The sequence below is a fragment of the Streptomyces lonarensis genome, assembly GCF_012033735.1.
Taxonomy (GTDB): domain Bacteria; phylum Actinomycetota; class Actinomycetes; order Streptomycetales; family Streptomycetaceae; genus Streptomyces; species Streptomyces lonarensis.
In genome coordinates this window covers 14,830-40,578 of sequence record NZ_JAAVJD010000022.1, presented here as the reverse complement: position 1 = coordinate 40,578, position 25,749 = coordinate 14,830, and the positions used below count along the sequence as shown (strand labels likewise).

General features: G+C 74.1%; 2 protein-coding genes. Both read right to left on the bottom strand.

Features of this window, described 5'->3' with window-relative positions; all coding sequences use genetic code 11:
• Positions 1-24,557 (bottom strand): type I polyketide synthase (locus HCN56_RS26185; RefSeq protein WP_312871059.1); only part of this gene is annotated, 24,557 nt, incomplete at its 3' end.
• Between the two features lie 7 nt (positions 24,558-24,564).
• Positions 24,565-25,500, bottom strand: coding sequence for a proline iminopeptidase-family hydrolase (locus HCN56_RS05275; RefSeq protein ID WP_167968301.1), 936 nt, complete (start codon positions 25,498-25,500; stop codon positions 24,565-24,567).
• Between the last annotated feature and the right edge of the window lie 249 nt (positions 25,501-25,749).

Genomic DNA, 25,749 nt, shown 5'->3' with positions numbered 1-25,749 from the left:
TCCCACACCGCCGCAAGCGACACCGTCACCGCCCACAACGCCGGCTGCAACACATCCGCAGCCGCAAAATCATGCCGACCCGCCAGCACATCATCCAACTCCCACTCCACAAACGGAGCCAGCGCCGCCGCACACTCCGCAAGACGCGCCGCGAACACCGGCGACACCTCCGCCAGCTCACGCCCCATCCCGATCCACTGCGAACCATGACCAGGGAAGACGAACACCGTCCGCCCCACCCCCGCAGGCGACACCTCACCCGACACCACACCCGCCACCGGCTGACCCGTCGCCACCGCAGCCAACCCCGCAACCAAACCCTCACGCCCAGCACCCAACACCACCGCACGATGCTCGAACACCGAGCGGGTCGTGGCGAGCGACCACGCCACATCACCCACCGGCACACCGGGCCGCGCGACCACGTGCTCACGCAGCCGGCCCGCCTGTCCGGTGAGGGCCACGGCACTCTGGCCCGAGACCGGCCACGGAACGACCGCGACGGAGTCGGCGAGCACCGGCAGCGCCGGCTCCTCCCCGGGCTGCCGGTCGGGCTCCGCCGCTTCGGTGGGCTCGGGTGCCTCTTCGATGATCACGTGCGCATTGGTGCCGCTGACGCCGAACGCCGAGACACCCGCGCGCCGCAGCCGCTCACCCGCGGGCCACTCCTGCGCCTGCTCGAGCAACTGCACGTTGCCGGTCGTCCAGTCCACGTGCGTGGAGGGGGTGTCGGCGTGGAGGGTCCGCGGCAGGACGCCGTGCCGCATGGCCAGCACCATCTTGATGATGCCCGCCACGCCGGCGGCCTGCTGCGTGTGACCGATGTTCGACTTCACCGAGCCCAGCCACAGCGGCCGGTCCTCGGAACGCTCGCGCCCGTAGGTGGCCAGCAGCGCCTGGGCCTCAATGGGGTCACCGAGGGTGGTGCCGGTGCCGTGCGCCTCGACCACGTCGATGTCCGCGGCCGTGACCTGCGCGTTGGCGAGGGCGGCGCGGATGACGCGGCGCTGCGAGGGACCGTTCGGGGCGGACAGGCCGTTGGAGGCACCGTCCTGGTTGACAGCCGAGCCGCGGATCACCGCGAGCACCTGGTGCCCCTTGCGGCGCGCCTCGGAGAGGCGCTCCAGCACGATGATGCCCGCGCCCTCGCCCCAGCTCACGCCGTCGGCCTCGTCCGAGAAGGACTTGCACCGGCCGCTGGAGGCCATGCCGCCCTGCTGCGAGAAGTCCATGAACGCGCCCGGCAGGGCCATCACGGCCACCCCGCCGGCCAGCGCCATCGAGCACTCACCGGCCCGCAGCGCCGACACCGCCTGGTGCAGCGCGACCAGCGACGAGGAGCACGCCGTGTCCACCGTCACCGCAGGACCCGTCAGGCCCAGGACGTAGGAGATACGGCCCGAGACGACCGCGGAGGCGGTGCCGGTGAGCCGGTAGCCGTTCAGGCTCTCGTCGTCGGCGGGCAGGCTGCTCTCGTAACCCGAGCTGCTCGCGCCGATGAAGACACCGGTGGCGGAGCCGTGCAGCGAGGTCGGGGCCAGCCCGGCCCGCTCGATCGCCTCCCACGTGGTCTCCAGCAACAGGCGCTGCTGCGGGTCCATGGCCAGGGCCTCGCGCGGGCTGATGCCGAAGAAGCCGGCATCGAAGTCGGCGGCGTCGTAGACGAAGCCGCCCTGCCGCGTGTACGCCTCGCCGGCGCGGACGGCATCGCTGCCGAACTCCTCCTCGAAGACGTCCCAGCCACGGTCGGTCGGGAACTGCGAGATCGCGTCCGTTCCGGTGGCCAGCAGGTCCCAGAACTGCTCGGGACCGTGCACGTCGCCCGGGTAGCGGCAGCCCATGCCGACGATGGCGATCGGCTCGCCACCGGCGGCGGCCACCACCTGCACCGCACCGTCGGACTGCGCGGGCGAGCCGTCGGCGGCGCCGACGAGTTCGCCGCGGATGTAGTCGGCGAGCGCGGCGGCGTTCGGGTAGTCGAAGATCATCGTTGAGGGCAGCCGAACACCGGCGGCCGTGGCCAGCCGGTTGCGCAGCTCGACCGCGCCGACCGAGTCGAACCCGAGGTCACGGAACGCCCGCTGCGGCAGCACGTCCTGCGCGGAGTCGTGGCCGAGCACCGCGGCCGCGTGGCTGCGGACCAGCTCGGTCAGCGTCTGCCGCTGGTCGCCCACCGACATGCCCCGCAGGCGGGCCGCGAGTTCGGAGCCGCCGGACTCGGATTCGGTGCCGGCTTCGGCCTCCAGGATCTCGCGGACCTCGGGGATCGCCGAGAGCAGCGGGCTCGGGCGCCGCAGGGTGTAGGTCGGCACGAACTGCGCCCAGTCGAAGCCCGCGACCGCGATCGCGCCTTCGTGCGCGTCGATCGCCTGGCCGAGGGCGCGCATGCCGCGCTCGGCGTCGATGCCGTCCATGCCGTAGTCCGACAGGCGCTCGCCGCCTTCGCCGGCGGCCATGCCGACGCCGGACCACAGGCCCCAGGCGATCGACGTGGCGACCGCGCCGCGGGCACGGCGGCTCTCGCACAGCGCGTCGAGGTAGGCGTTGGCCGCGGCGTAGGCACCGAGGCCGCCACTGCCCCAGGTGCCCGCGCCGGAAGAGAAGAGGACGAACGCGTCCAGCTCCCGGTCCGCGGTCAGCTCATCCAGCGCCGCGGCGCCACCGGCCTTGGCGGAGAGCAGCGACGCCAGGTCGGCCGCCTCGATCTCCTCGACCAGCATGCCGCCGGTGATACCGGCGGCGTGCATCACGGAGGAGAGCGGCGCACCTGTGGCGTCGATCCAGTTCAGAAGCTCGCGGGTCGACTCGCGGTCACCCGCGTCGGACGCGACCACCTCGACCGTCGCGCCCGCGGTGGCGATCGAGGCAGCCAGTTCGGCGACGCCCCTGGCACCCGGGCCGGAACGGCTGGTCAGCACCACGCGCTCGGCGCCACGCCCGACCACCCACTCGGCAGTAATCGCACCCACACCACTCGTGCCACCGGTCACCAGCACCGTGCCACGCGGCGCCCACTCCGCCCGGACCACCGGACGGCCCGCACGCTCAAGCCTCCGCCCGAGAACACCACGCGCACGCAGCGCCACCTGGTCCTCGCCACCATCGGCGAGCACGGCGACCAGTCGTGCTCCGGACCGCGCGTCGAACTCCTCGGGCAGGTCGATCAAACCGCCCCAGCGCCCCGCCAGTTCCAGACCGGCGACCACGCCCAGGCCCCAGACCTGCGCCTGCACCGGGCTCGTCACGCTCTCGCCGGCCCCGGTGCCGACCGCACCGCGGGTCAGCACCCACAGCGGTGCCCCGACGTTCGCCCGGCCGAGCGCCCGCACGAGTGCCGCCGTCGCCACGAGTCCGGCCGGCACCACCGCGTACGCGGGGTGCGACGCCTCGTCAAGCGCCAGCGTCGAGACAATGCCCGCCACTCCGGCGGTCACGGACGCGTCGATCCCTTCGGGGCCGGCGGCGGTGACGATCTCGGCACCGCGCTCGGTCAGCGCCCCGGCGACGGACTCCGCGTCCGCGCCCGTGCCGACGACCAGCCAGGTGCCCGACAGCACCGCCTGCGACTCGGCCACCGGCGCCCAGGTGATCCGGTAACGCCAGTCGGCGACCGTCGCGTCCACCCGGCTGCGCTTGCGGTAGTCCGCGAGCGCCGGCAGCACCTCACCCAGCCTGCCACCATCAACATTCAGCGCCGCGGCCAGCTCGTCCAGGTCACCGCCCTCGACGGCGGCCCAGAACTCCGCATCGCCCTCGGACACCCTCCCCAGGACCGGGTGCGGCGTCTGCGGCCAGTAATGGCGGTGCTCAAAGGCATAGGTCGGCAGATCGACCACCGTGCCGCCACCGAGAATCCCGGCCCAGTCGACGCCGACGCCCTTGACGTACGCCTCGGCGAACGAGGTCAGCAGACGCTCGGCGCCGCCGTCCTCGCGCCGCAGCGTGCCGACGACCACGGCGTCCGCGTTCTCCTGCACCGCGTCACCGATCGCACCGGTGAGCACCGGGTGCGGCGAGGACTCGACGAACACGCCGTGCCCGGCCTCGGCCAGGATGCCGATTGCCCGGTCGAACTCGACCGTCTCGCGCAGCGAGGCGAACCAGTAACCCGGGTCCATCTCCGGACCGTTCAGCCACTCGCCACTCAGCGCGGAAACCATCGGAACCCTGGCCTCGCGCGGAGCTATCCCCGCCAGGACGGACAGAATCTCGTCCCGCAGCTCGTCCACCTGCGGGCTGTGCGAGGCGTAGTCCACCGGAACCATCCGGGTACGCACCGACTCGCCGCACGACTCCTGCACCTCACGCAGCGCCTCCGGCTCACCGGAGACCACCGTCGCCCGCGGCCCGTTCACCGCCGCGATCGACAGGCGCGCGCCGAAGGGAGCGATGCGCACGCGCACCGCGTCCGCCGACTCCGCGATCGACAGCATCCCCCCACGACCCGCCAGGGCCGCAAGCGTCCTGCTGCGCAACGCCACCACCTTCGCCGCGTCCTCCAGGGACAGAATCCCCGCCACCGCGGCGGCGGCAATCTCACCCTGCGAGTGACCCACCACCGCGTCAGGAACAACACCCGCGGCGCGCCAGACCTCCGCGAGGGAGACCATCACGGCCCACAGCGCGGGCTGGACCACGTCGGCGGCCTCGAACCCGTGCTCACCCGCGAGCACATCGTCGAGCTCCCAGTCCACGAACGGCGCGAGCGCCGCCCCGGCCTCGGCAAGACGCGCTGCGAACACCGGCGACACAGCCGCCAGTTCACGGCCCATGCCGATCCACTGCGAACCCTGACCCGGGAAGACGAACACCGTCTTGCCCACCCCGGCCGGGGAGACGGAACCCGTCACCACACCGGGAGCCGGCTGCTCCGTGGCCACCGCGGCCAGACCGGCCGCCAACACCTCGCGCTCGGCGCCCAGCACCACCGCGCGGTGCTCGAAGACCGAACGCGTCGTGGCCAGCGACCACGCCACATCCCCCACCGGAACCTCGGGCCGCGCCAGCACGCGCTCCCGCAGCCGGCCCGCCTGACCCGCGAGGGACACCGCGCCGCGGCCGGAGACCAGCCAGGCGGGAACGGTGGGCGCGAGCACCGGCAGCTTCGGCTCGCCGCCGGTCTCCGGAGCGGCTTCCGCCGCCTCGGTCTCCGCCGGTGCCTCTTCGAGGATCACGTGCGCGTTCGTACCACTGATGCCGAACGCCGAGACACCCGCACGCCGCGGCCGGTCGCCCGGCTGCCAGTCGCGTGCCGCGCTGAGCAGTTGCACGTTGCCCGAGGCCCAGTCGACGTGCGACGAGGGGGTCTCGGCGTGCAGGGTCCGCGGCAGCAGGCCGTGCCGCATGGCGAGCACCATCTTGATGACGCCCGCGATACCGGCGGCCTGCTGCGCGTGACCGATGTTCGACTTGATCGACCCGATCCACAGCGGCTGGTCGGCGGTGGGCCGCTCCTGGCCGTAGGTGGCGAGCAGCGCGCCGGCCTCGATCGGGTCACCCAGCTCGGTGCCCGTGCCGTGCGCCTCGACCACGTCGATGTCCGCCGCCGCGAGTTGCGCGTTGGCGAGGGCGGCGCGGATGACGCGGCGCTGCGAGGGGCCGTTCGGGGCGGACAGGCCGTTGGAGGCACCGTCCTGGTTGATCGCGCTGCCCCGCACGACGGCGAGCACCTGGTGCCCGTTGCGCCGCGCGTCGGACAGGCGCTCCAGCATCAGGACGCCCGCGCCCTCGGCCATGCCCATGCCGTCGGCGTCGTCGCTGAACGCTTTGCAGCGTCCGTCGGCGGCGAGCGCCCGCAGCCGCGAGAAGCCCACGAACTCGTCCGGGTCGGCCATCACCATCACGCCGCCGGCCAGCGCCATCGAGCACTCGCCGCTCCGCAGGGCCTGGGCCGCCTGGTGGAGCGCGACCAGCGACGAGGAGCAGGCGGTGTCCACGGACACGGCCGGACCGGTCAGGCCCAGCGTGTAGGAGACACGTCCCGACAGCACGCTCAGCGCGTTGCCCGTGATCAGGTGCGGCTGTGCGTCCGCCTCACCGGCGACGGCCGCGACGTAGCCCGAGGGGGCCGCGCCGACGAAGACGCCCGTGCCCGTGCCCTTGAGCGAGGCCGGGTCGATGCCGGAGCGCTCGATCGCCTCCCACGAGGTTTCGAGCAGCAGCCGCTGCTGCGGGTCCATCGCCAGCGCCTCACGCGGGCTGATCCCGAAGAACCCGGCGTCGAACTCCGCGGCGCCCGGCAGGAAGCCGCCCTCGACCACGTAGGTCGAGCCCTCGGCGTTCGGGTCCGGGTCGAAGAGCCCTTCGGCGTCCCAGCCGCGGTCGACCGGGAAGCCGGAGATGGCGTCGCCGCCGGTGGCGAGCAGCTCCCACAGTTCCTCGGGGCTGCGCACCCCGCCGGGGTAGCGGCAGGCCATGCCCACGATCGCGATCGGCTCCGAGGGAGCGTTGACCACGACGGTCGTGACCTCGTTCGAGGCGTCGCCCAGCAGCCTGGAGAGGATCTCCTCGGCCAGGGCCGTCGCGTTGGGGTGGTCGAAGACCACGGTGGAGGGCAGCTTCACGCCGGTGGCAGTGTTGAGCCGGTTGCGCAGCTCCACCGCCGTCAGCGAGTCGTAGCCCACGTCGCGGAAGGCCCGGTCCGCCGGGACCTCGGCCACGGACTCGTGGCCCAGTACCGCGGTGGCGTGGGAGCGGACCAGGTCGATGACGGTGCGGCGCCGCTCGGCCACCGGCAGCGCGGCCAGCTTGGACGCGTACTCGCCGCGCTCGGCCGTCTCGGTCTCGGCCGGCCGCGTCGGCTCGACCTCTTCGAGCGCCTCCGCGATGGTGTCGAGCAGCGGGCGCGGGCGCGCCGCGCAGAAGACCGGGGCGAACTTCTCCCACTCGACGTCCGCGACCGCGATGAACGTCTCGTCATCCGCCAGGACATCGCCCAGCGTGATCAGCGCGCGGTCCAGGTTGAGGAAGTTCATGCCCTGCCGCCGCAGGCGGCTGGGCGTCACGCGGCCGGGGGTCTGCTCGATCGTCGCGTCGACGGCGTCCCAGTCGCGGGTGTCCCAGACGCCCCAGGCGATGGACGTGCCCGGCAGGCCGCGGGCCCGCCGGTCCTCGGCGAAGGCGTCGAGGAAGGAGTTGCCGGCGGCGTAGGCGCCGTGGTCGTTGCTGCCCCAAGTCGCGGAGATCGACGAGAACAGGACGAACTCGTCCAGGTCGAGGCCCGCCGTCGCCACGTCCAGGTGCACCGCACCCGCGGCCTTGGCGCCCAGCGCCGTGGCCAAGCCCTCGCGGTCGGTGTTCTCGACCCGCGCCAGGTAGGGCGCGTTCGCCGAGTGCAGCACCGTCGACAGTCCGGGGCCGGACTGCTCGATCCAGGTCACCATGTCGGTGACCTGCTCCTGGACGCCCAGGTCGCAACTGATCACCTCGACGTCCGAGCCGGCCTGCGCCACCGAGGCGGCCAGCTCGGCCAGCCCCGGAGCCGAAGGGCCGGAACGGGACGTCAGCACGACGCGGGCCGCGTCGCGCTCGGCGAGCCAGACGCCGACGCTGACGCCGATCGAGCCGGTACCGCCGGTGAGCAGCACCGTGCCGCGCGGCTGCCACGCCTCGCGACCGCCCGGCCTCGCCTCGGCCCTGACGAGTCGCCGTATGTAGGTGGCGGACCCGCGCAGCGCGACCTGGTCCTCACGGCCTGCCGCGAGAACGGACGCGAAACGGTTACCCGCCTCGACGTCGAAGACCGGCGGGAGGTCGATGAGACCGCCCCACATCTCCGGGCGTTCGAGGCCGACCGCGCGGCCGAGGCCCCACAGTTGGGCCTGCACCGGGCTGGTGGTGACCTCGCCCGCGCCGGTCTGCACCGCGCCACGGGTGACGATCCACAGCGGGACGGCGGCAGCGGCCTCGTTCATGGCGCGCACCAGGTCGACCGTCGCGGCGGTGCCGCGCGGCACCCAGGGGTAGGTCGGGTCGGGGGCCTCGTCCAGCGCGAGCAGCGAGACCACGCCGCTGACCTCGGAGACCATGAGTTCGTCGACGGTCTCCAGCGTCGTACGGATCACCTCGGCGCCGTGGCGCGTCAGCGCGTCGGCAATCGCGGGAGCGTCCGGGGTGTCGCCGATCAGCAGCCAGTTGCCGGAGAGCGCGGCGGCGCCGCCCCGGCCGGCCGGCTGCCAGGTGATGCGGTAACGCCAGTCGTCGACCGGCCCGCCGGTCCGCTTCACGACGGGCGTCTCGGGCCAGAACCTGCGGCGCTGGAAGGCGTAGGTGGGCAGGTCGACGGTCTCGCCGCCGCCGAGCACGGCCGCCCAGTCGACGGCGACGCCGCCCACGTACGCCTCGGCGAGCGAGGTCAGCAGGCGCCGTGCGCCGCCGTCCTCGCGCCGCAGCGTGCCGGCCGTGACCGGGGAGCGCTCTTCGAGGCTGTCGCCGATCGCGCCGGTGAGCACCGGGTGCGGCGAGGACTCGATGAAGGTGCCGTGTCCGGCTTCGCCCAGGATGCCGATCGCGCGGTCGAACTCGACCGTCTCGCGCAGCGAGGCGAACCAGTAACCCGGGTCCATCTCCGGGCCGTTCAGCCACTCGCCACTCAGCGCGGAGACCATCGGGATGCGAGCCTCGCCCGGGGTGATGCCCGCCAGGGTGGCGAGGATCTCCTCACGGAGCTCGTCCACCTGCGGGCTGTGCGAGGCGTAGTCCACCGGAACCATCCGGGTGCGCACCGACTCGCCGCACGACTCCTGCACCTCGCGCAGCGCCTCCGGTTCACCGGAAACGACCGTCGCCCGCGGCCCGTTCACCGCCGCGATCGACAGGCGCGTGCCGTAGGAGGCGATGCGCACGCGCACCGCGTCCGCCGACTCCGCGATCGACAGCATCCCGCCACGACCCGCCAGGGCCGTGAGCGTCCTGCTGCGCAACGCGACGACCTTCGCCGCGTCCTCCAGGGACAGGATGCCCGCCACCGCGGCGGCGGCGATCTCACCCTGCGAGTGACCCACCACCGCGTCGGGAACAACACCCGCCGCCTGCCACACCGCGGCCAGCGACACCATCACCGCCCACAGCGCCGGCTGCACCACATCCGCGGCCTCGAACCCGTGCTCACCCGCGAGCACAGCGTCCAGCTCCCACTCCACGAACGGCGCGAGCGCCGCCCCGGCCTCGGCAAGACGCGCAGCGAACACCGGCGACACAGCCGCCAGCTCACGGCCCATACCGATCCACTGCGAACCCTGACCCGGGAAGACGAACACCGTCTTACCGGCTCCGGTGGGCGCGACCTCGCCGGTGACCACGCCGGCCAGCGGCTGATCCGTGGCCAGCGCCGTCAGGCCGGCGAGCAGTTCCTCGCGGTCGCCGCCGAGCACCACCGCGCGGTGCTCGAAGACCGAACGCGTCGTGGCCAGCGACCACGCCACGTCGCCCACCGCCACCTCGGGCCGCGCCAGCACGTGCTCGCGCAGGCTGCCGGCCTGGCCGGCCAGCGCGACGGGGCTCTGCCCCGAGACCACCCATGCCGGAAGGGCGGGGGTGAGTACGGCGGCGGGAGCCGGGGCCTTCTCCTCTTCGACGGCGGCCGGCTCGTCCTCGTCGGGCGTCTCCTCCAGGATCATGTGCACGTTCGTGCCGCTGACGCCGAAGGCCGAGACACCCGCGCGCCGCGGCCGGTCGCCCGGCTGCCAGTCCCGCGCCTCCTGGAGCAACTGCACGTTGCCGGCCGCCCAGTCCACGTGCGTGGACGGGGTGTCGGCGTGCAGCGTCCGCGGCAGGACGCCGTTCCTGATCGCCAGCACCATCTTGATGACGCTCGCGACGCCGGCCGCGCACTGGGTGTGTCCGATCTGGGACTTCACCGAACCGAGCCACAGCGGCTGGCCCTCGGTGCGCTCCTGGCCGTAGGTGGCCAGCAGCGCCTGCGCCTCGATCGGGTCACCGAGCGAGGTGCCGGTGCCGTGCGCCTCGACCACGTCGACCTCGGCCGCCGAGACCTGCGCGTTGGCGAGCGCGGCGCGGATGACGCGGCGCTGCGAGGGGCCGTTCGGGGCGGACAGGCCGTTCGACGCACCGTCCTGGTTGACGGCCGAGCCGCGGATGACCGCGAGCACCTGGTGCCCGTTGCGGCGCGCGTCCGAGAGGCGCTCCAACAGGATCATGCCGGCGCCCTCGCCCCAGCCGATGCCGTCGGCGTCGTCGGAGAACGCCTTGCTCCGACCGCTGGAGGCCATGCCGCCCTGCTCGGAGAACTCCATGAACGCGCCGGGCGAGGTCATCACCGCGACACCGCCGGCCAGCGCCATCGAGCACTCGCCGGAGCGCAGCGACTGCACCGCCTGGTGCAGGGCCACGAGCGAGGAGGAGCAGGCCGTGTCGACCGTGAGTGCCGGACCGGTGAGGCCCAGGACGTAGGAGATGCGGCCGGAGGCGACGGAGGAGATGGCGCCGGTGAGCCGGTAGCCGTGCAGGCTCCGGTCGTCCATGGGCAGGGCGCTCTCGTAGCCCGAGTGGCTGGCGCCGATGAAGACACCGGTGGCCGTGCCGTGGAGCGAGGTCGGGGGCAGCCCGGCCCGCTCGATCGCCTCCCACGAGGTCTCGAGCAACAGCCGCTGCTGCGGGTCCATCGCCAGCGCCTCGCGCGGATTGATCCCGAAGAAGCCCGCGTCGAAGTCGGCCACGTCGTAGACGAAGCCGCCCTGCCTGGCGTACGCCTGTCCGGCGCGGACCGCCTCGCCGCCGAACTCCTGCTCGTAGGCGTCCCAGCCGCGGTCGGTCGGGAACTCGCCGACGGCGTCCGTGCCCGCGGTGATGAGGTCCCAGAACTGCTCGGGCCCGCGGACATCGCCCGGGAACCGGCAGCCCATGCCGACGATGGCGATGGGCTCGCCCACGGCCGCGGCCAGGACCTGCACCGCGCCCTCGCCCTGGGCGGAACCGTCGGCGGCGCCGACGAGTTCGCCGCGGATGTACTCGGCGAGCGCGGCGGCGTTCGGGTAGTCGAAGATCATCGTCGACGGCAGCCTGACGCCGGCCGCCGCCGAGAGGCGGTTGCGCAGCTCGACCGCGCCGACCGAGTCGAAGCCCAGGTCCTTAAAGGCCCGCTGCGACAGCACGTCCTGCGCGGACTCGTGCCCGAGCACGGCCGCGGCGTGGCCGCGGACCAGCTCCGTCAGCGTCTGCCGCTGGTCGGCGACCGACAGGCCGGTGAGCCGTGCGGCAAGTTCCGAACCGCCGGCCCCGGCGCCGGGCTCCGCCGCGACGCCGGCCTCGGCCGCGAGGATCTCGCGGACCTCGGGCAGCGCGGAGAGCAGCGGGCTGGGGCGGCGGAAGGTGTAGGTCGGCACGAACTGCGCCCAGTCGAAGCCGGCGACGGCGACCGCGCCCTCGTCCGCGTCGAGCACCTGGCCCAGCGCGCGCATGCCGCGCTCGGCGTCGATGCCGTCCATGCCGTAGTCGAGCAGCCGCTCGGCACCGGCCGCCATGCCGACGCCGGCCCACAGGCCCCACGCGATCGACGTGGCGACCGCGCCGCGGGCGCGGCGGTTGTCGCAGAGCGCGTCGAGGTGGGCGTTGGCGGCGGCGTAGGCGGCCAGGCCGCCGCTGCCCCAGGTGCCCGCGCCCGAGGAGAAGAGGACGAACGCGTCCAGCTCCCGGTCGGCGGTCAGCTCGTCCAGCGCGGCGGCGCCGCCGGCCTTCGCCGACAACAGCTCCGCCAAGTCGGCCGCCTCGACCTCCTCGACCGGCTTGCGGCCGCCGACACCGGCGGCGTGCAGCACCGAGGAAAGGGACACACCGGTGGCGTCGATCCAGGTCAGAAGCCCGGCGGTCGACTCGCGGTCGCCGATGTCGGACGCAACCACGTCCACCGTCGCGCCCGAGGCCGCGAGGGAGGCCGCCAAGGCGGCGACTCCGGCGGCTGCCGGGCCGGAACGGCTGGTCAGCACGACGCGCTCGGCGCCGCGCCCGACCACCCACTCGGCGGTGATCGCGCCCACACCGCTCGTGCCACCGGTCACCAGCACCGTGCCACGCGGCGCCCACTCCGCCCGGACCACCGGACGGCCCGCACGCTCGAGCCTCCGCCCGAGAATGCCGCGCGCACGCAGCGCCACCTGGTCCTCGCCCGCTCCGGCGAGCACGGTGACGAGGCGGGCTCCGACCCGCGCGTCGAGCACCTCGGGCAGGTCGATCAGACCGCCCCAGCGCCCGCCAAGTTCGAGACCCGCCACCACGCCGAGACCCCACACCTGGGCCTGCGTCGGGCTCACGGCCGGCTCGCCCGCGCCGGTGCCCACGGCACCGCGCGTCAGCACCCACAGCGGTGCCTCGATGCCGGCCTCGCCCAGCGCCCGCAGCAGCTCCACGGTGGCGAGGGAACCGGCCGAGACGACGCTGTCGCCTGCGAGCCGTTCGCCGTCGAGTGCCAGCGTCGAGAGCACGCCGGCGACGCCGGCGGCCACGGACGCGTCGATCTCACCGGGGCCGGCGACGGCGACGATCTCCGCGCCGCGCTCGGCCAGCGCCCCGCCGAGCAGCCCGGCGTCGACGCCGGTGCCCACGACGAGCCACCTGCCCGGGAGCACCGCCTCGGAGTCGGCGACCGGGGCCCAGGTGATCCGGTAGCGCCAGTCGGCGACCGCCGATTCGGCACGCTCGCGACGGCGCCAGTCCGTCAGCGCACCGAGGGCGGCCTCGTTCGGGTCCACGCCGAGCAGCTCGGCCAGCGTGCCGGCGTCGCCCTGCTCGACGGCCGTCCAGAAGCCGGCCTCGGCCGGGGTGCTCCCGGCTGCGGCGAGCGTCGGCCGCTCGACGACGGTGCTCGGCCAGAAGCGGCCACGCTGGAAGGCGTAGGTGGGCAGGTCGACACTCACGCCGCCGCCCAGGATGCCCGCCCAGTCGACGGCCACGCCGCGGACGTACGCCTCGGCGAACGAGGCGAGCAGGCGCTCGGCGCCGCCGTCCTCGCGCCGCAGCGTGCCGACGACGACGGGGAGGCGCTCTTCGAGGCTGTCACCGATCGCACCGGCGAGCACCGGGTGCGGGGAGACCTCGACGAAGACGCCGTGCCCGGCCTCGCCCAGGATCTGGATCGCGCGGTCGAACTCGACCGTCTCGCGCAGCGAGGTGAACCAGTAGCCGGGGTCCATCTCGGTGCCCGCGAGCCATGCGCCGGTCACCGCGGAGACCATCGGGACGCGCGCCGTGCCCGGCACGATCCCGTCGAGTGCGGTGAGGATCTCCTCGCGCAGCTCCTCCACCTGCGGACCGTGGGAGGCGTAGTCCACCGGGATCATCCGGGTGCGGACCGACTCGCCGCAGGCGTCGACCAGTTCGCGCAGGGCGTCGGGGTCGCCGGAGACGACCGTCGCCCGCGGGCCGTTCACCGCCGCGACCGAGAGCCGGTCGCCGTACGAGGCGATGCGCTCGCGCACCGCGTCCGCGGACTCGGCGATCGACAGCATCCCGCCGCGCCCCGCGAGCGCCGCGAGCGTCCAGCTCCGCAGCGCGACGACCCGCGCCGCGTCCTCCAGGGAGAGGATGCCCGCGACCGCGGCGGCGGCGATCTCGCCCTGCGAGTGACCCACCACCGCGTCGGGAACGACGCCCGCCGCCTGCCAGACCTCCGCGAGGGAGACCATCACGGCCCACAGCGCGGGCTGCACCACGTCGGCGGCCTCGAACCCGTGCCGGCCCGCCAGGACGTCGTTCAGCTCCCACTCCACGTGGGGGGCGAGCGCCGCGGCGCACTCGGCGAGCTTCGCCGCGAAGACCGGGGAGAGCTCCGCCAGTTCACGGCCCATGCCGATCCACTGCGAACCCTGCCCCGGGAAGACGAACACCGTCTTGCCCACCCCGGCCGGGGAGACCTCGCCGGTCACCACTCCGGCCACGGGCTGCTCCGTGGCCACGGCGGCGAGGCCCGCGAGCAGCTCCTCGCGCTCGCCGCCGAGCACCACGGCGCGGTGCTCGAAGACCGTGCGCGAGGTGGCGAGCGACCACGCCACGTCGGCCACCGGAACCTCGGGCGACGCCACCGCGTGCTCCCGCAGCCGGCCGGCCTGGCCGGCGAGGGCCACGGCGCTGCGGCCCGAGACGAGCCACGCGGGCACGGCGGGGGCGAGCACCGGCAGCTTCGGCTCGCCGCCGGTCTCCGGGGCCGCCTCGGGCGCCCCCGTCTCCGCCGGTGCCTCTTCGATGATCAGGTGCGCGTTGGTGCCGCTGATGCCGAACGCCGAGACACCCGCGCGCCGCGGCCGGTCACCCGGCTGCCAGTCCCGCGCCTCCTGGAGGACCCGCACGTTGCCGGATGCCCAGTCGACGTGCGACGAAGGGGTGTCGGCGTGCAGCGTCCGGGGCAGCAGGCCGTGGTTGAGCGCGAGCACCATCTTGATGACACCGGCGACACCGGCGGCCTGCTGCGCGTGGCCGATGTTCGACTTGATCGAACCGATCCACAGCGGGTCGTCGCCGTGCCGCTCCTGGCCGTAGGTGGCCAGCAGCGCCTGCGCCTCGATCGGGTCACCCAGTGTGGTGCCCGTGCCGTGCGCCTCCACGGCGTCGACGTCCGCCGCCGAGATCTGCGCGTTGGCGAGGGCGGCGCGGATGACGCGGCGCTGCGAGGGACCGTTCGGCGCGGACAGGCCGTTGGAGGCACCGTCCTGGTTGATCGCGCTGCCGCGGATCACCGCGAGCACCTGGTGCCCGTTGCGGCGCGCGTCCGAGAGGCGCTCCAGCATCACCATGCCGGCGCCCTCGGCCATGCCCATGCCGTCGGCCTCGTCGCCGAAGGCACGGCAACGCCCGTCGGAGGAGAGCGCCCGGAGCCGCGAGAAGCCCACGAACTCGCTCGGGTCGGCCATCACGAGGACGCCACCGGCCAGGGCCATCGAGCACTCGCCGCCGCGCAGCGCGGTGACCGCCTGGTGGAGCGCGACCAGCGACGAGGAGCAGGCGGTGTCCACCGAGACGGCGGGGCCCGTCAGGCCGAGGGTGTAGGAGATGCGGCCGGAGAGCACGCTCAGCGCGTTGCCCGTGATCAGGTGCGCCTGGGCCTCGGCCTCGCCGCCCACGGCGGCGATGTAGCCGGAGGTGGCGGCACCGACGTAGACGCCCGTGCCGGAGCCCTTGAGCGAGGCCGGGTCGATGCCGGAGCGCTCGATCGCCTCCCACGAGGTCTCCAGCATCAGGCGCTGCTGCGGGTCCATCGCCAGCGCCTCACGCGGGCTGATCCCGAAGAACCCGGCGTCGAACTCCGCGGCGCCCGACAGGAAGCCGCCCTCGACCACGTACGTCGAGTCCTCGGCGTCCGGGTCCGGGTCGAAGAGCCCCTCGACGTCCCAGCCGCGGTCGACCGGGAAGCCGGAGATCGCGTCGCCGCCCGAGGAGAGCAGGTGCCACAGCTCCTCGGGGCTGCGCACCCCGCCCGGGTAGCGGCAGGCCATGCCGACGATCGCGATCGGCTCGGAGGGGGCCGACCCGGACACCGTCACGGTCGGTCCGGCGTCCGCCACCCCGAACAGCTCGGAGAGGATCTCCTCGGCCAGGGCGGTGGGGTTGGGGTGGTCGAAGACCACCGTGGAGGGCAGCTTCACGCCGGCCGCGGTGTTGAGCCGGTTGCGCAGCTCCACCGCCGTCAGCGAGTCGAAGCCGACGTCCCGGAACGCGCGCTCGGCCGGCACCTCGGCCACGGACTCGTGGCCGAGTACGGCGGTGGCGTGTGAACGCACCAGGTCGATGACGGTGCGGCGGCGCTCGGCCAGCGACAGCGAGGCGAGCCGCAGCGCGTACTCGCCGCGCTCCGCAGCCCGCACGGCGGCGGGCCCGGCGAGGTCGGTCTCCTCGCGCGCCTCCGGGATCGTGTCGAGCAGCGGGCGCGGACGCGAGGCGCAGAAGACCGGGGCGAACCGCTCCCACTCCACGTCGGCGACCGCGATGAACGTCTCGTCGTCGCCGAGGACCTGTCCCAGGGCGGTGAGCGCCCGGTCCACGTCGAGGAAGTTCATGCCCTGCCGGCGCAGACGGGTGGGCGTCACCCGGCCCGCGCCCTGGTCGAGGGCCGCGTCGACGGCGTCCCAGTCCTGGGAGTCCCAGACCCCCCAGGCGATGGAGGTGGTCGGCAGGCCGCGGGCCCGCCGCACCTCGGCGAAGGCGTCGAGGAACGAGTTGCCGGCGGCGTACGCGCCGTGGTCGTTGCTGCCCCAGGTCGCGGAGATCGACGAGAAGAGCACGAACTCGTCGAGGTCGAGACCCGCCGTCGCCACGTCCAGGTGCACCGCGCCCGCGGCCTTGGCGCCGAGGGCGGCGGCGAGGCCGTCCCTGGTGGTGTCCTCGACCCGCGCCAGGTACGGCGAATTGGCCGAGTGCAGCACGGTCGACAGGCCGGGACCCGACTCTTCGAGCCAGGCGACCATGTCGGTGACCTGCTGCTGGACACCCAGGTCGCAACTGATCACCTCGACGTCGGAGCCCGCCTGGGCCACCGAGGCGGCGAGCTGCGCGAGCTTCGGGGCGGAGGGACCCGAGCGGGAGGTCAGCACGACGCGGGGCGCGCCGCGCTCGGCGAGCCACACGCCGACGCTGACACCGATCACTCCGGTGCCGCCGGTCAGCAGGACCGTGCCACGCGGGTTCCACTCCACCGGCTCGGCGCGGCGCGCCTCGGCGTGCACCAGGCGCCGGATGAAGGTACCGGACTCGCGCAGCGCGACCTGGTCCTCGCGGCCGTCCGCGAGGACCGCGGCGAGCCGCGTGCCGGTCCTGGCGTCGATCGCGGCCGGCAGGTCGACGAGTCCGCCCCAGAAGGCGGGGCGTTCGAGCCCGACCGCGCGGCCGAGGCCCCAGACCTGGGCCTGAGCCGGGCTGGCGGTGACCTCGCCCGCGCCGGTCTGCACCGCGCCGCGGGTGACGATCCACAGCGGGGTGTCGGCGCCGGCCTCGTGCAGGGCACGGACGAGGTCGACCGTGCCCGCGGTGCCGCGCGGCACCCACGGGTGGTCGGCGGAGGGGGCCTCGTCCAGGGCGAGCAGCGACACGACGCCGCTCAGCTCCGTGAACGCGGCCTCGCCGATGCCGTCGAGCGTCGTGCGGACCACCTCGGCGCCGTGCCGCGTCAGCGCGTCGGCGATCTCCGGTGCCTCGGCGGCCTCGCCGACGAGCAGCCAGGTGCCGGACAGGACGGCGGAGCCGTCCCCGCCGGTCGGCTGCCAGGTGATGCGGTAGCGCCAGTCGTCCACCGACCAGGCGGCCCGCTTCGCGGAGCGGACCTCGGGCCAGAACCTGCGGCGCTGGAAGGCGTAGGTGGGCAGGTCGACGGTCTCGCCGCCGCCCAGGACATCCGCCCAGTCGACGGCGACGCCGCCCACGTACGCCTCGGCGAACGAGGTCAGCAGGCGCTCGGCGCCGCCGTCCTCGCGCCGCAGCGTGCCGACCACGACGGAGGAGCGCTCCGCCAGGCTGTCGCCGATCGCGCCCGCGAGCACCGGGTGCGGCGAGACCTCGACGAACACGCCGTGTCCCGCGTCGCCCAGCGTACGGACGGCCCGGTCGAACTCGACGGTCTCGCGCAGGCTGGCGTACCAGTAGCCCGGGTCGAGCTCGGGTCCCGCGATCGTGGCGCCGCTCATGGCGGAGATCATCGGGATGCGGGTCTCGCGCGGGGCGATGCCGGCCAGGGCGGCGAGGATCTCCTCGCGGAGCTCGTCGACCTGGGGGCTGTGCGAGGCGTAGTCCACCGGGATCATCCGGGTGCGCACCGACTCGCCGCACGACTCCTGCACCTCGCGCAGCGCGTCGGGCTCACCGGAGACGACCGTCGCCCGGGGGCCGTTGACCGCCGCGATCGACAGGCGCGTGCCGTAGGAGGCTATGCGCACGCGCACCGCGTCCGCCGACTCCGCGATCGACAGCATCCCCCCACGACCGGCAAGCGCCGCAAGCGTCCTGCTGCGCAACGCCACCACCTTCGCCGCGTCCTCCAGGGACAGAATCCCCGCCACCGCGGCGGCGGCGATCTCACCCTGCGAGTGGCCGACGACGGCGTCCGGCCGCACGCCGGCCGCACGCCAGACCTCCGCGAGGGAGACCATGACCGCCCACAGCGCGGGCTGGACCACGTCGGCGGCCTCGAACCCGTGCCGGCCCGCCAGGACGTCGTCGAGCTCCCAGTCCACGAACGGCGCGAGCGCCGCGGCGCACTCGGCGAGCCGCGCCGCGAACACCGGCGAGACCTCGGCCAGTTCACGGCCCATGCCGATCCACTGCGAACCCTGACCCGGGAAGACGAACACCGTCTTGCCCACCCCGGCCGGGGAGACCTCGCCCGTCACCACGCCGGGGACCGGCTGGCCGGTGGCGACCGCGGTCAGACCGGCGAGCAGTTCCTCGCGCTCGCCGCCGAGCACCACCGCGCGGTGCTGGAACGCCGAGCGGGTCGTGGCGAGCGACCACGCCACGTCGCCGGCCGGCACCGCGGGGGATGCCACGGCGTGTTCGCGCAGCCGGCCCGCCTGGCCCGCGAGGGCCTGCGCGCTCTGGCCCGAGACGGGCCAGGCCACGAGCGGGACCGCGTCGGCGAGCACCGGCAGCGCCGGCTCTCCGCCGGCCTCCGCCGGGGGGAGCTCGGGAACCTCGGAGGGGGCGGGCGCCTCCTCCAGGATCACGTGGACGTTGGTGCCGCCGATACCGAAGGCCGAGATGCCCGCGCGCCGCGGCTGCTCGCCCGCGGGCCACTCCACCGCTTCGCGGAGCAACCGCACGTGTCCGGTCGACCATTCGACGTGCGTGGAGGGCTGCTCGGCGTGCAGGGTCCGCGGCAGCAGGCCGTGCCGCATGGCGAGCACCATCTTGATGATGCCCGCGACGCCGGCCGCTTCCTGCGTGTGGCCGATGTTGGACTTCACCGAGCCGAGCCACAGCGGCTTGTCCTCGGTGCGCTCCTGGCCGTAGGTGGCGAGCAGCGCCTGCGCCTCGATGGGGTCACCGAGGGTGGTGCCGGTGCCGTGCGCCTCGACGACGTCGACCTCGGCGGCCGTGACCTGCGCGTTGGCGAGGGCGGCGCGGATGACGCGGCGCTGCGAGGGGCCGTTGGGGGCGGACAGGCCGTTGGAGGCGCCGTCCTGGTTGACGGCCGAGCCGCGGATGACCGCGAGCACCTGGTGCCCGTTGCGCTTCGCCTCGGAGAGGCGCTCCAGCACGATGATGCCGGCGCCCTCGCCCCAGCCGATGCCGTCGGCCTCCTCGGAGAACGCCTTGCTCCGGCCGCTGGAGGCCATGCCGCCCTGCTCGGAGAAGTCCATGAAGGCGTCGGGCGAGGTCATGACCGCGACACCGCCGGCGAGCGCCATCGTGCACTCGCCCGAGCGCAGCGCCTGCACCGCCTGGTGCAGCGCGACGAGGGACGAGGAGCAGGCCGTGTCGACGGTGACGGCGGGGCCGGTGAGGCCCAGGACGTAGGAGATGCGGCCGGAGTGGACCGCCGTCACGTTGCCGGTGATCCGGTAGCCGTTGAGGCTCTGGTCGTCGATCGGCAGCACGGAGGTGTATCCGGAGTGGTTGGCGCCGATGAAGACACCGGTGGCGGAGCCGTGCAGCGAGGTCGGGGCCAGCCCGGCCCGCTCGATCGCCTCCCACGTGGTCTCGAGAAGCAGCCGCTGCTGCGGGTCCATCGCCAGCGCCTCGCGCGGGTTGATGCCGAAGAACCCGGCATCGAAGTCGGCCACGTCGTAGACGAAGCCGCCCTGGCGGACGTACGCCTCGCCGGCGCGGACCGCCTCGCCGCCGAACTCCTCCTCGAACGCCTCCCAGCCTCGGTCGATCGGGAAGCCGGCGATCGCGTCGGTCCCGGACGTCAGCAGGTCCCAGAACTGCTCGGGCCCGCGGACGTCGCCCGGGTAGCGGCAGCCCATGCCGACGATGGCGATCGGCTCGCCACCGGCGGCGGCCACCACCTGCACCGCGCCTTCGTCCTGCGCGGTGCCGACCAGCTCGCTCCGCATGAACTCGGCGAGCGCGTCGGCGTTGGGGTAGTCGAAGATCATCGTCGAGGGCAGCCGAACACCGGCGGCCGTCGACAGGCGGTTGCGCAGCTCGACCGCGCGGACCGAGTCGAAGCCCAGGTCCTTGAAGGCCCGCTGCGAGGAGACGTCCCCGGCCGCGTCGTGGCCGAGCACCGCGGCGGCGTGGCCGCGGACGAGATCCGTCAGCGTCTGCCGCTGGTCGGCCACCGAGAGGCCGGAGAGGCGTGCCACGAACTCGGAGCCGCCCGCGACGGCGCTGGTGCCGGCCTCGGCCGCGAGGATCTCGCGGACCTCGGGCAGCGCGGAGAGCAGCGGGCTCGTCCGACGCAGGGTGTACGTCGGCACGAAGCGCGCCCAGTCGAAGCCGGCGACGGCGACCGCGCCCTCGTCGGCGTCGAGCACCTGGCCCAGCGCGCGCATGCCGCGCTCGGCGTCGATGCCCTCCATGCCGAACTCGGACAGCCGCTCACCGCCGCCGCCGGCGGCCATGCCGACGCCGGTCCACAGGCCCCAGGCGATCGACGTGGCGACCGCGCCGCGGGCGCGGCGGTGGTCGCTGAGCGCGTCGAGGTAGGCGTTGGCCGCACCGTAGGCGGCCAGGCCGCCGCTGCCCCAGGTGCCGGCGCCGGAGGAGAAGAGGACGAACGCGTCCAGCTCCCGGTCCGCGGTGAGCTCGTCGAGCACGGCGGCGCCGCCGGCCTTCGCCGAGAGCAGCTCCGCCAGGTCGGCGGCCCCGAGCTCCTCGACGGGCCTGCCCGTGCCGACACCTGCGGCGTGCAGCACCGAGGAAAGGGACACACCGGTGGCGTCGATCCAGGTCAGAAGCCCGTTCGTCGCCTCGCGGTCAGCCGTGTCCGAGGCGACCACGTCCACCGCGGCACCGGCGGCCGCGATCGAGGCGGCGAGCCGCGCCACGTCCGCGGCGGCAGGTCCCGAGCGGCTGCTGAGTACGACGCGCTCGGCGCCGCGCTCGACGACCCACTCGGCGGTGATGGCGCCCACGCCGCTCGTGCCACCGGTCACCAGGACGGCGCCGCGCGGGCTCCACTCCCGGCGGGCGACGGGACGCCCGGCGCGCTCCAGCCGGCGTCCGAGGACGCCGCGCGAGCGCAGCGCCACCTGGTCCTCGCCGCCGTCGGCGAGGACGGCGACGAGACGCGAGCCGGTCCGCGCGTCGGACTCCGCGGGCAGGTCGATCAGACCGCCCCAGCGCTCGGCGAGTTCGAGACCCGCCGTCACGCCGAGGCCCCAGACCTGCGCCTGCGCCGGGTTCACGACCGGCTCGCCCGGCCCGGTGCCGACCGCACCGCGGGTCAGCACCCACAGCGGTGCCTCGACACCGGCCGCGCCCAGGGCGCGGACCAGCTCCACCGTGGCCAGCAGGCCGGCGGGCACGACGGAGTGCTCGGGGTGCGGCACCTCGTTCAGGGCGAGTGCCGAGAGCACGCCGGCGACGCCCGCGGTCACGGACGCGTCGATCCCCTCGGGACCGGCGACGGTGACGACCTCGGCGCCGCGCTCGGCGAGCGCCCGCGCGGCCGACTCCGCGTCCGCGCCGTCACCGACGACAAGCCATGTCCCCGACAAGACCGCGTCGGCGTCGGCGACCGGGAGCCAGGTGATCCGGTAACGCCAGTCGGCGACCACCGCGTCGAGCCTGCTGCGCCGCCGGTAGTCGGTCAGCGCAGGCAGGACCTCGGTCAGCCTGCCGCCGTCGACGCCGAGCGTCGCGGCGAGTTCGTCCAGGTCGCCCTGCTCGATCGCGGCCCAGAACTCGGCGTCGCCCTTGCGGGCGGAGCCGCCCGCGGGCTGCTCCGCCTTGCGCCAGAAGCGGCCGCGCTGGAAGGCGTAGGTGGGCAGGTCGACACTCGCGCCGCCGCCCAGGATGCCCGTCCAGTCGACGGCCACGCCGCGGACGTACGCCTCGGCGAACGAGGTCAGCAGGCGCTCGGCGCCGCCGTCCTCGCGCCGCAGCGTGCCGACCACGACGGGGAAGCGCTCCTCCAGGCTGTCGCCGATCGCGCCGGTGAGCACCGGGTGCGGGGACGCCTCGATGAAGACACCGTGCCCGGCCTCGCCCAGGATCTGGATCGCGCGGTCGAACTCGACCGTCTCGCGCAGCGAGGCGAACCAGTAGCCGGGGTCCATCTCCGGGCCGTTCAGCCACTCGCCACTGAGCGCGGAGACCATCGGGATGCGAGCCTCGCGCGGGGTGATGCCCGCCAGGACGGACAGAATCTCGTCCCGCAGCTCGTCCACCTGCGGGCTGTGCGAGGCGTAGTCCACCGGAACCATCCGGGTACGCACCGACTCGCCGCACGACTCCTGCACCTCACGCAGCGCCTCCGGCTCACCGGAGACCACCGTCGCCCGCGGCCCGTTCACCGCCGCGATCGACAGGCGCTCACCGAAGGGGGCGATGCGCTCGCGCACCGCGTCCGCCGACTCCGCGATCGACAGCATCCCACCACGACCGGCAAGCGCCGCAAGCGTCCTGCTGCGCAACGCCACCACCTTCGCCGCGTCCTCCAGGGACAGGATGCCCGCCACCGCGGCGGCGGCAATCTCACCCTGCGAGTGACCGACGACCGCGTCGGGAACGACACCGGCCGCCTCCCAGACCGCGGCCAGCGACACCATCACCGCCCACAGCGCCGGCTGCACCACATCCGCGGCCTCGAACCCGTGCTCACCCGCGAGCACAGCGTTCAGCTCCCAGTCCACGAACGGCGCAAGCGCCGCCCCGGCCTCGGCAAGACGCGCAGCGAACACCGGCGACACAGCCGCCAGCTCACGGCCCATACCGATCCACTGCGAACCCTGACCCGGGAAGACGAAGACGGTCGCGCCGACGCCGCCGGGCACCACCTCGCCCGACACCACGCCAGCCGCGGGCTGCTCCGTCGCCACCGCGGCGAGACCCGCGAGCAGTTCGTCGCACCCGGCGCCGACCACCACGGCGCGGTGCTCGAAGGACGCGCGCTTCGCCGCGAGCGACCACGCCACGTCACCGACGGCCACCCCGGGCCGCGTCACGACATGTTCACGCAGCCGGCCGGCCTGGCTCGCGAGAGCCGCGGTGCTGCGGCCGGACACCAGCCAGGCGGGAACGACGGGCGAGAGCACCGCGGGGCTCGGCGCCTGCGCGCCCTCGCCGCCCGCGACGGGTGCGGGCGCGCCGTCGACGACCGGCTCGCCCTGCTCGATGATCACGTGCGCGTTGGTGCCGCTGACGCCGAAGGAGGAGATGGCGGCGCGGCGCGGGCGGCCCGCGTCGGGCCAGGGCAGGGCGTCGGTGAGCAGGCGGACGTTGCCGGCTGCCCAGTCCACCTGCGGCGTCGCCTCGTCGACGTGGAGCGTCCGCGGCAGCACGCCGTGGCGCATGGCCTCGACCATCTTGATGATGCCGGCGACGCCGGCGGCGGCCTGGGTGTGGCCGATGTTCGACTTGATCGAACCGAGCCAGAGCGGCTGGTCCTCGTGCCGGTCCTGGCCGTAGGTGGCGAGCAGCGCCTGCGCCTCGATCGGGTCACCGAGGGTGGTGCCCGTGCCGTGGCCCTCCATGGTGTCGATGTCGGCGGGCGTCAGCCCGGCCGCGGCGAGCGCCTGCTTGATCACGCGGCGCTGGGAGGGGCCGTTGGGCGCGGAGAAGCCGTTCGACGCGCCGTCCTGGTTGACCGCGCTGCCCCGCACGATCGCGAGCACCTGGTGCCCGTTGCGGCGCGCGTCCGACAGCTTTTCGAGCAGCAGGATGCCGGCGCCCTCGCCCCAGCCGGTGCCGTCGGCACCGGCGGCGAACGAACGGCAGCGGCCGTCGGGCGAGAGCCCGCGCTGCTCGCTGAACTCGACGAACGTCTCGGGCGTGGCCATGATGCTGACGCCACCGGCAAGCGCCAGCGTGCACTCCCCGGAGCGCAGGGCCTGCGAGGCCCACTGGAGCGCCACGAGCGAGGAGGAGCAGGCGGTGTCGACGGTGACCGCGGGGCCTTCGAGGCCGAGGGTGTAGGCGACTCGCCCCGAGACGAGGCTGCCGTCACTGCTGGTGACGCCGTAGTCGTGGTACATCGCGCCGGCGAACACGCCGGTGCGGCTGCCGCGGAGCGACGCCGGGTCGAGGCCCGCGCGCTCCATGGCCTCCCAGGTGATCTCGAGCAGCAGCCGCTGCTGGGGGTCCATGGAGAGGGCCTCGCGCGGGCTGATCCGGAAGAAGTCCGGATCGAACAGCGCGGCGTCGTACAGGAATCCGCCGTCGCGGACGTAGGTCTTGCCGGGCTTCCCCGGCTCCGGGTCGTACAGCTCGCCCAGGTCCCAGCCGCGGTCGGTCGGGAAGGGACCGATCGCGTCACGGCCCTCGTCGACCAGCGTCCACAGCTCCTCGGGAGACGTGACGCCTCCGGGGAAGCGGCAGGCCATGCCGATGATCGCGATGGGCTCCGTGGCGTCCTCGGCGGTGGCACGCAGGCTCTGGTTGTCCCGCTTCAGCCGCTCGTTCTCGACGAGCGAGCCGCGCAGTGCCTCAATGATCTCTTCGACCTTGGCATCCACCGCCGTCTCAGCCTCCGCTCACTGTCGTGGTCCGCGCGCCGTTCGCGCCGACCGTGTCAAGAAATTCACCGAGCACCTCGGTGAAGCGCTCGGGCTCCTCGAAGTGGGTGGCGTGGCTGGAGTCCTCGAAGATCTCCCAGCGGGCGTTCGGGATGAGCTCCTGGAAGGGCCGCACGGTGACCGGGGTCGCCTCGTCGTGCCGGCCCGAGATGACCAGGGTGGGCACCTGGATGTCGGGCAGGCAGTCGATCACCCCCCAGTCGCGCAGGGTGCCGATCACGTGGAACTCGTTGGGGCCGTTCATGGTGCGGTACACCGTCGGGTCGGTCCAGGTCTCGATGTACGAGGCCATCAGCTCGCCCGGCAGCGGATCGATGCGACAGACGTGCCGGCGGTAGAAGACCTGCATCGCCTCCAGGTACTCCTCGCTGTCGGTGGTGCCGGCCGCCTCGTGCTTCCGCAGCGTCGCGTCGACGCCGGGCGGAAGCTGGGCGCGCAGCACGTCCATCTCCTGGAGCCACAGCGGGTAGGAGGCGGGCGAGTTGGCGATGACGAGGCCGCGCAGGCCGGCGGGGCGTGCCGAGGCGTGCTTGGCGGCCAGCAAGCCACCCCACGACTGGCCGAACAGCACGTAGTCGTCGGCGATGTCGAGCCGGTGGAGCAGGTTGTCGAGCTCGTCGAGGAAGAGCTCGGGGGTCCAGAAGCCGGGGTCGGCGTCCGGGAGGTGGGTGGACCCCCCGTTGCCGAGCTGGTCGTAGTGCACCACGGGCCAGCCGCGGTCGGCGAAGACGGTCAGCGGGAGCAGGTAGTCGTGGGTGGACCCTGGGCCACCGTGCACGACGACGAGGGCCGGACGGCCCGTTTTGGGCTGTCCGGTGACGCGGTACCAGGTCGCGTGCTCCCGGAAGGGAACAGTTCCCTTGGCCGTGGGCGTGGGCGCCATTTCTCCAACCATCTCTCGACCGTCTGCGGTCGGATCGTTCTCGGCTGCGGTTCCGGGTTTCTCGGGCTGCGTGGGGATCACCGGGGGTCCCGTAGCTCGGACGCTTCCTGTGCCGAGCGCCGCGAGCGGCTCGCCGGTGGTGCGGGTGGTCCTGGGGGCGCGCTCCCGGCCGGGGGCGAAGCAGTCGCCCGCCGGGGTGCGGAGTGTGCCCGGCATCCCACGGCCGGGCCAGGGGCCTCGCCGGAACGC

Coding starts and splice junctions, on each gene's coding strand:
- HCN56_RS05275 (WP_167968301.1), bottom strand. CDS start 25,500: ATGGCGCCCACGCCCACGGCCAAGGGAACTGTTCCCTTCCGGGAGCAC.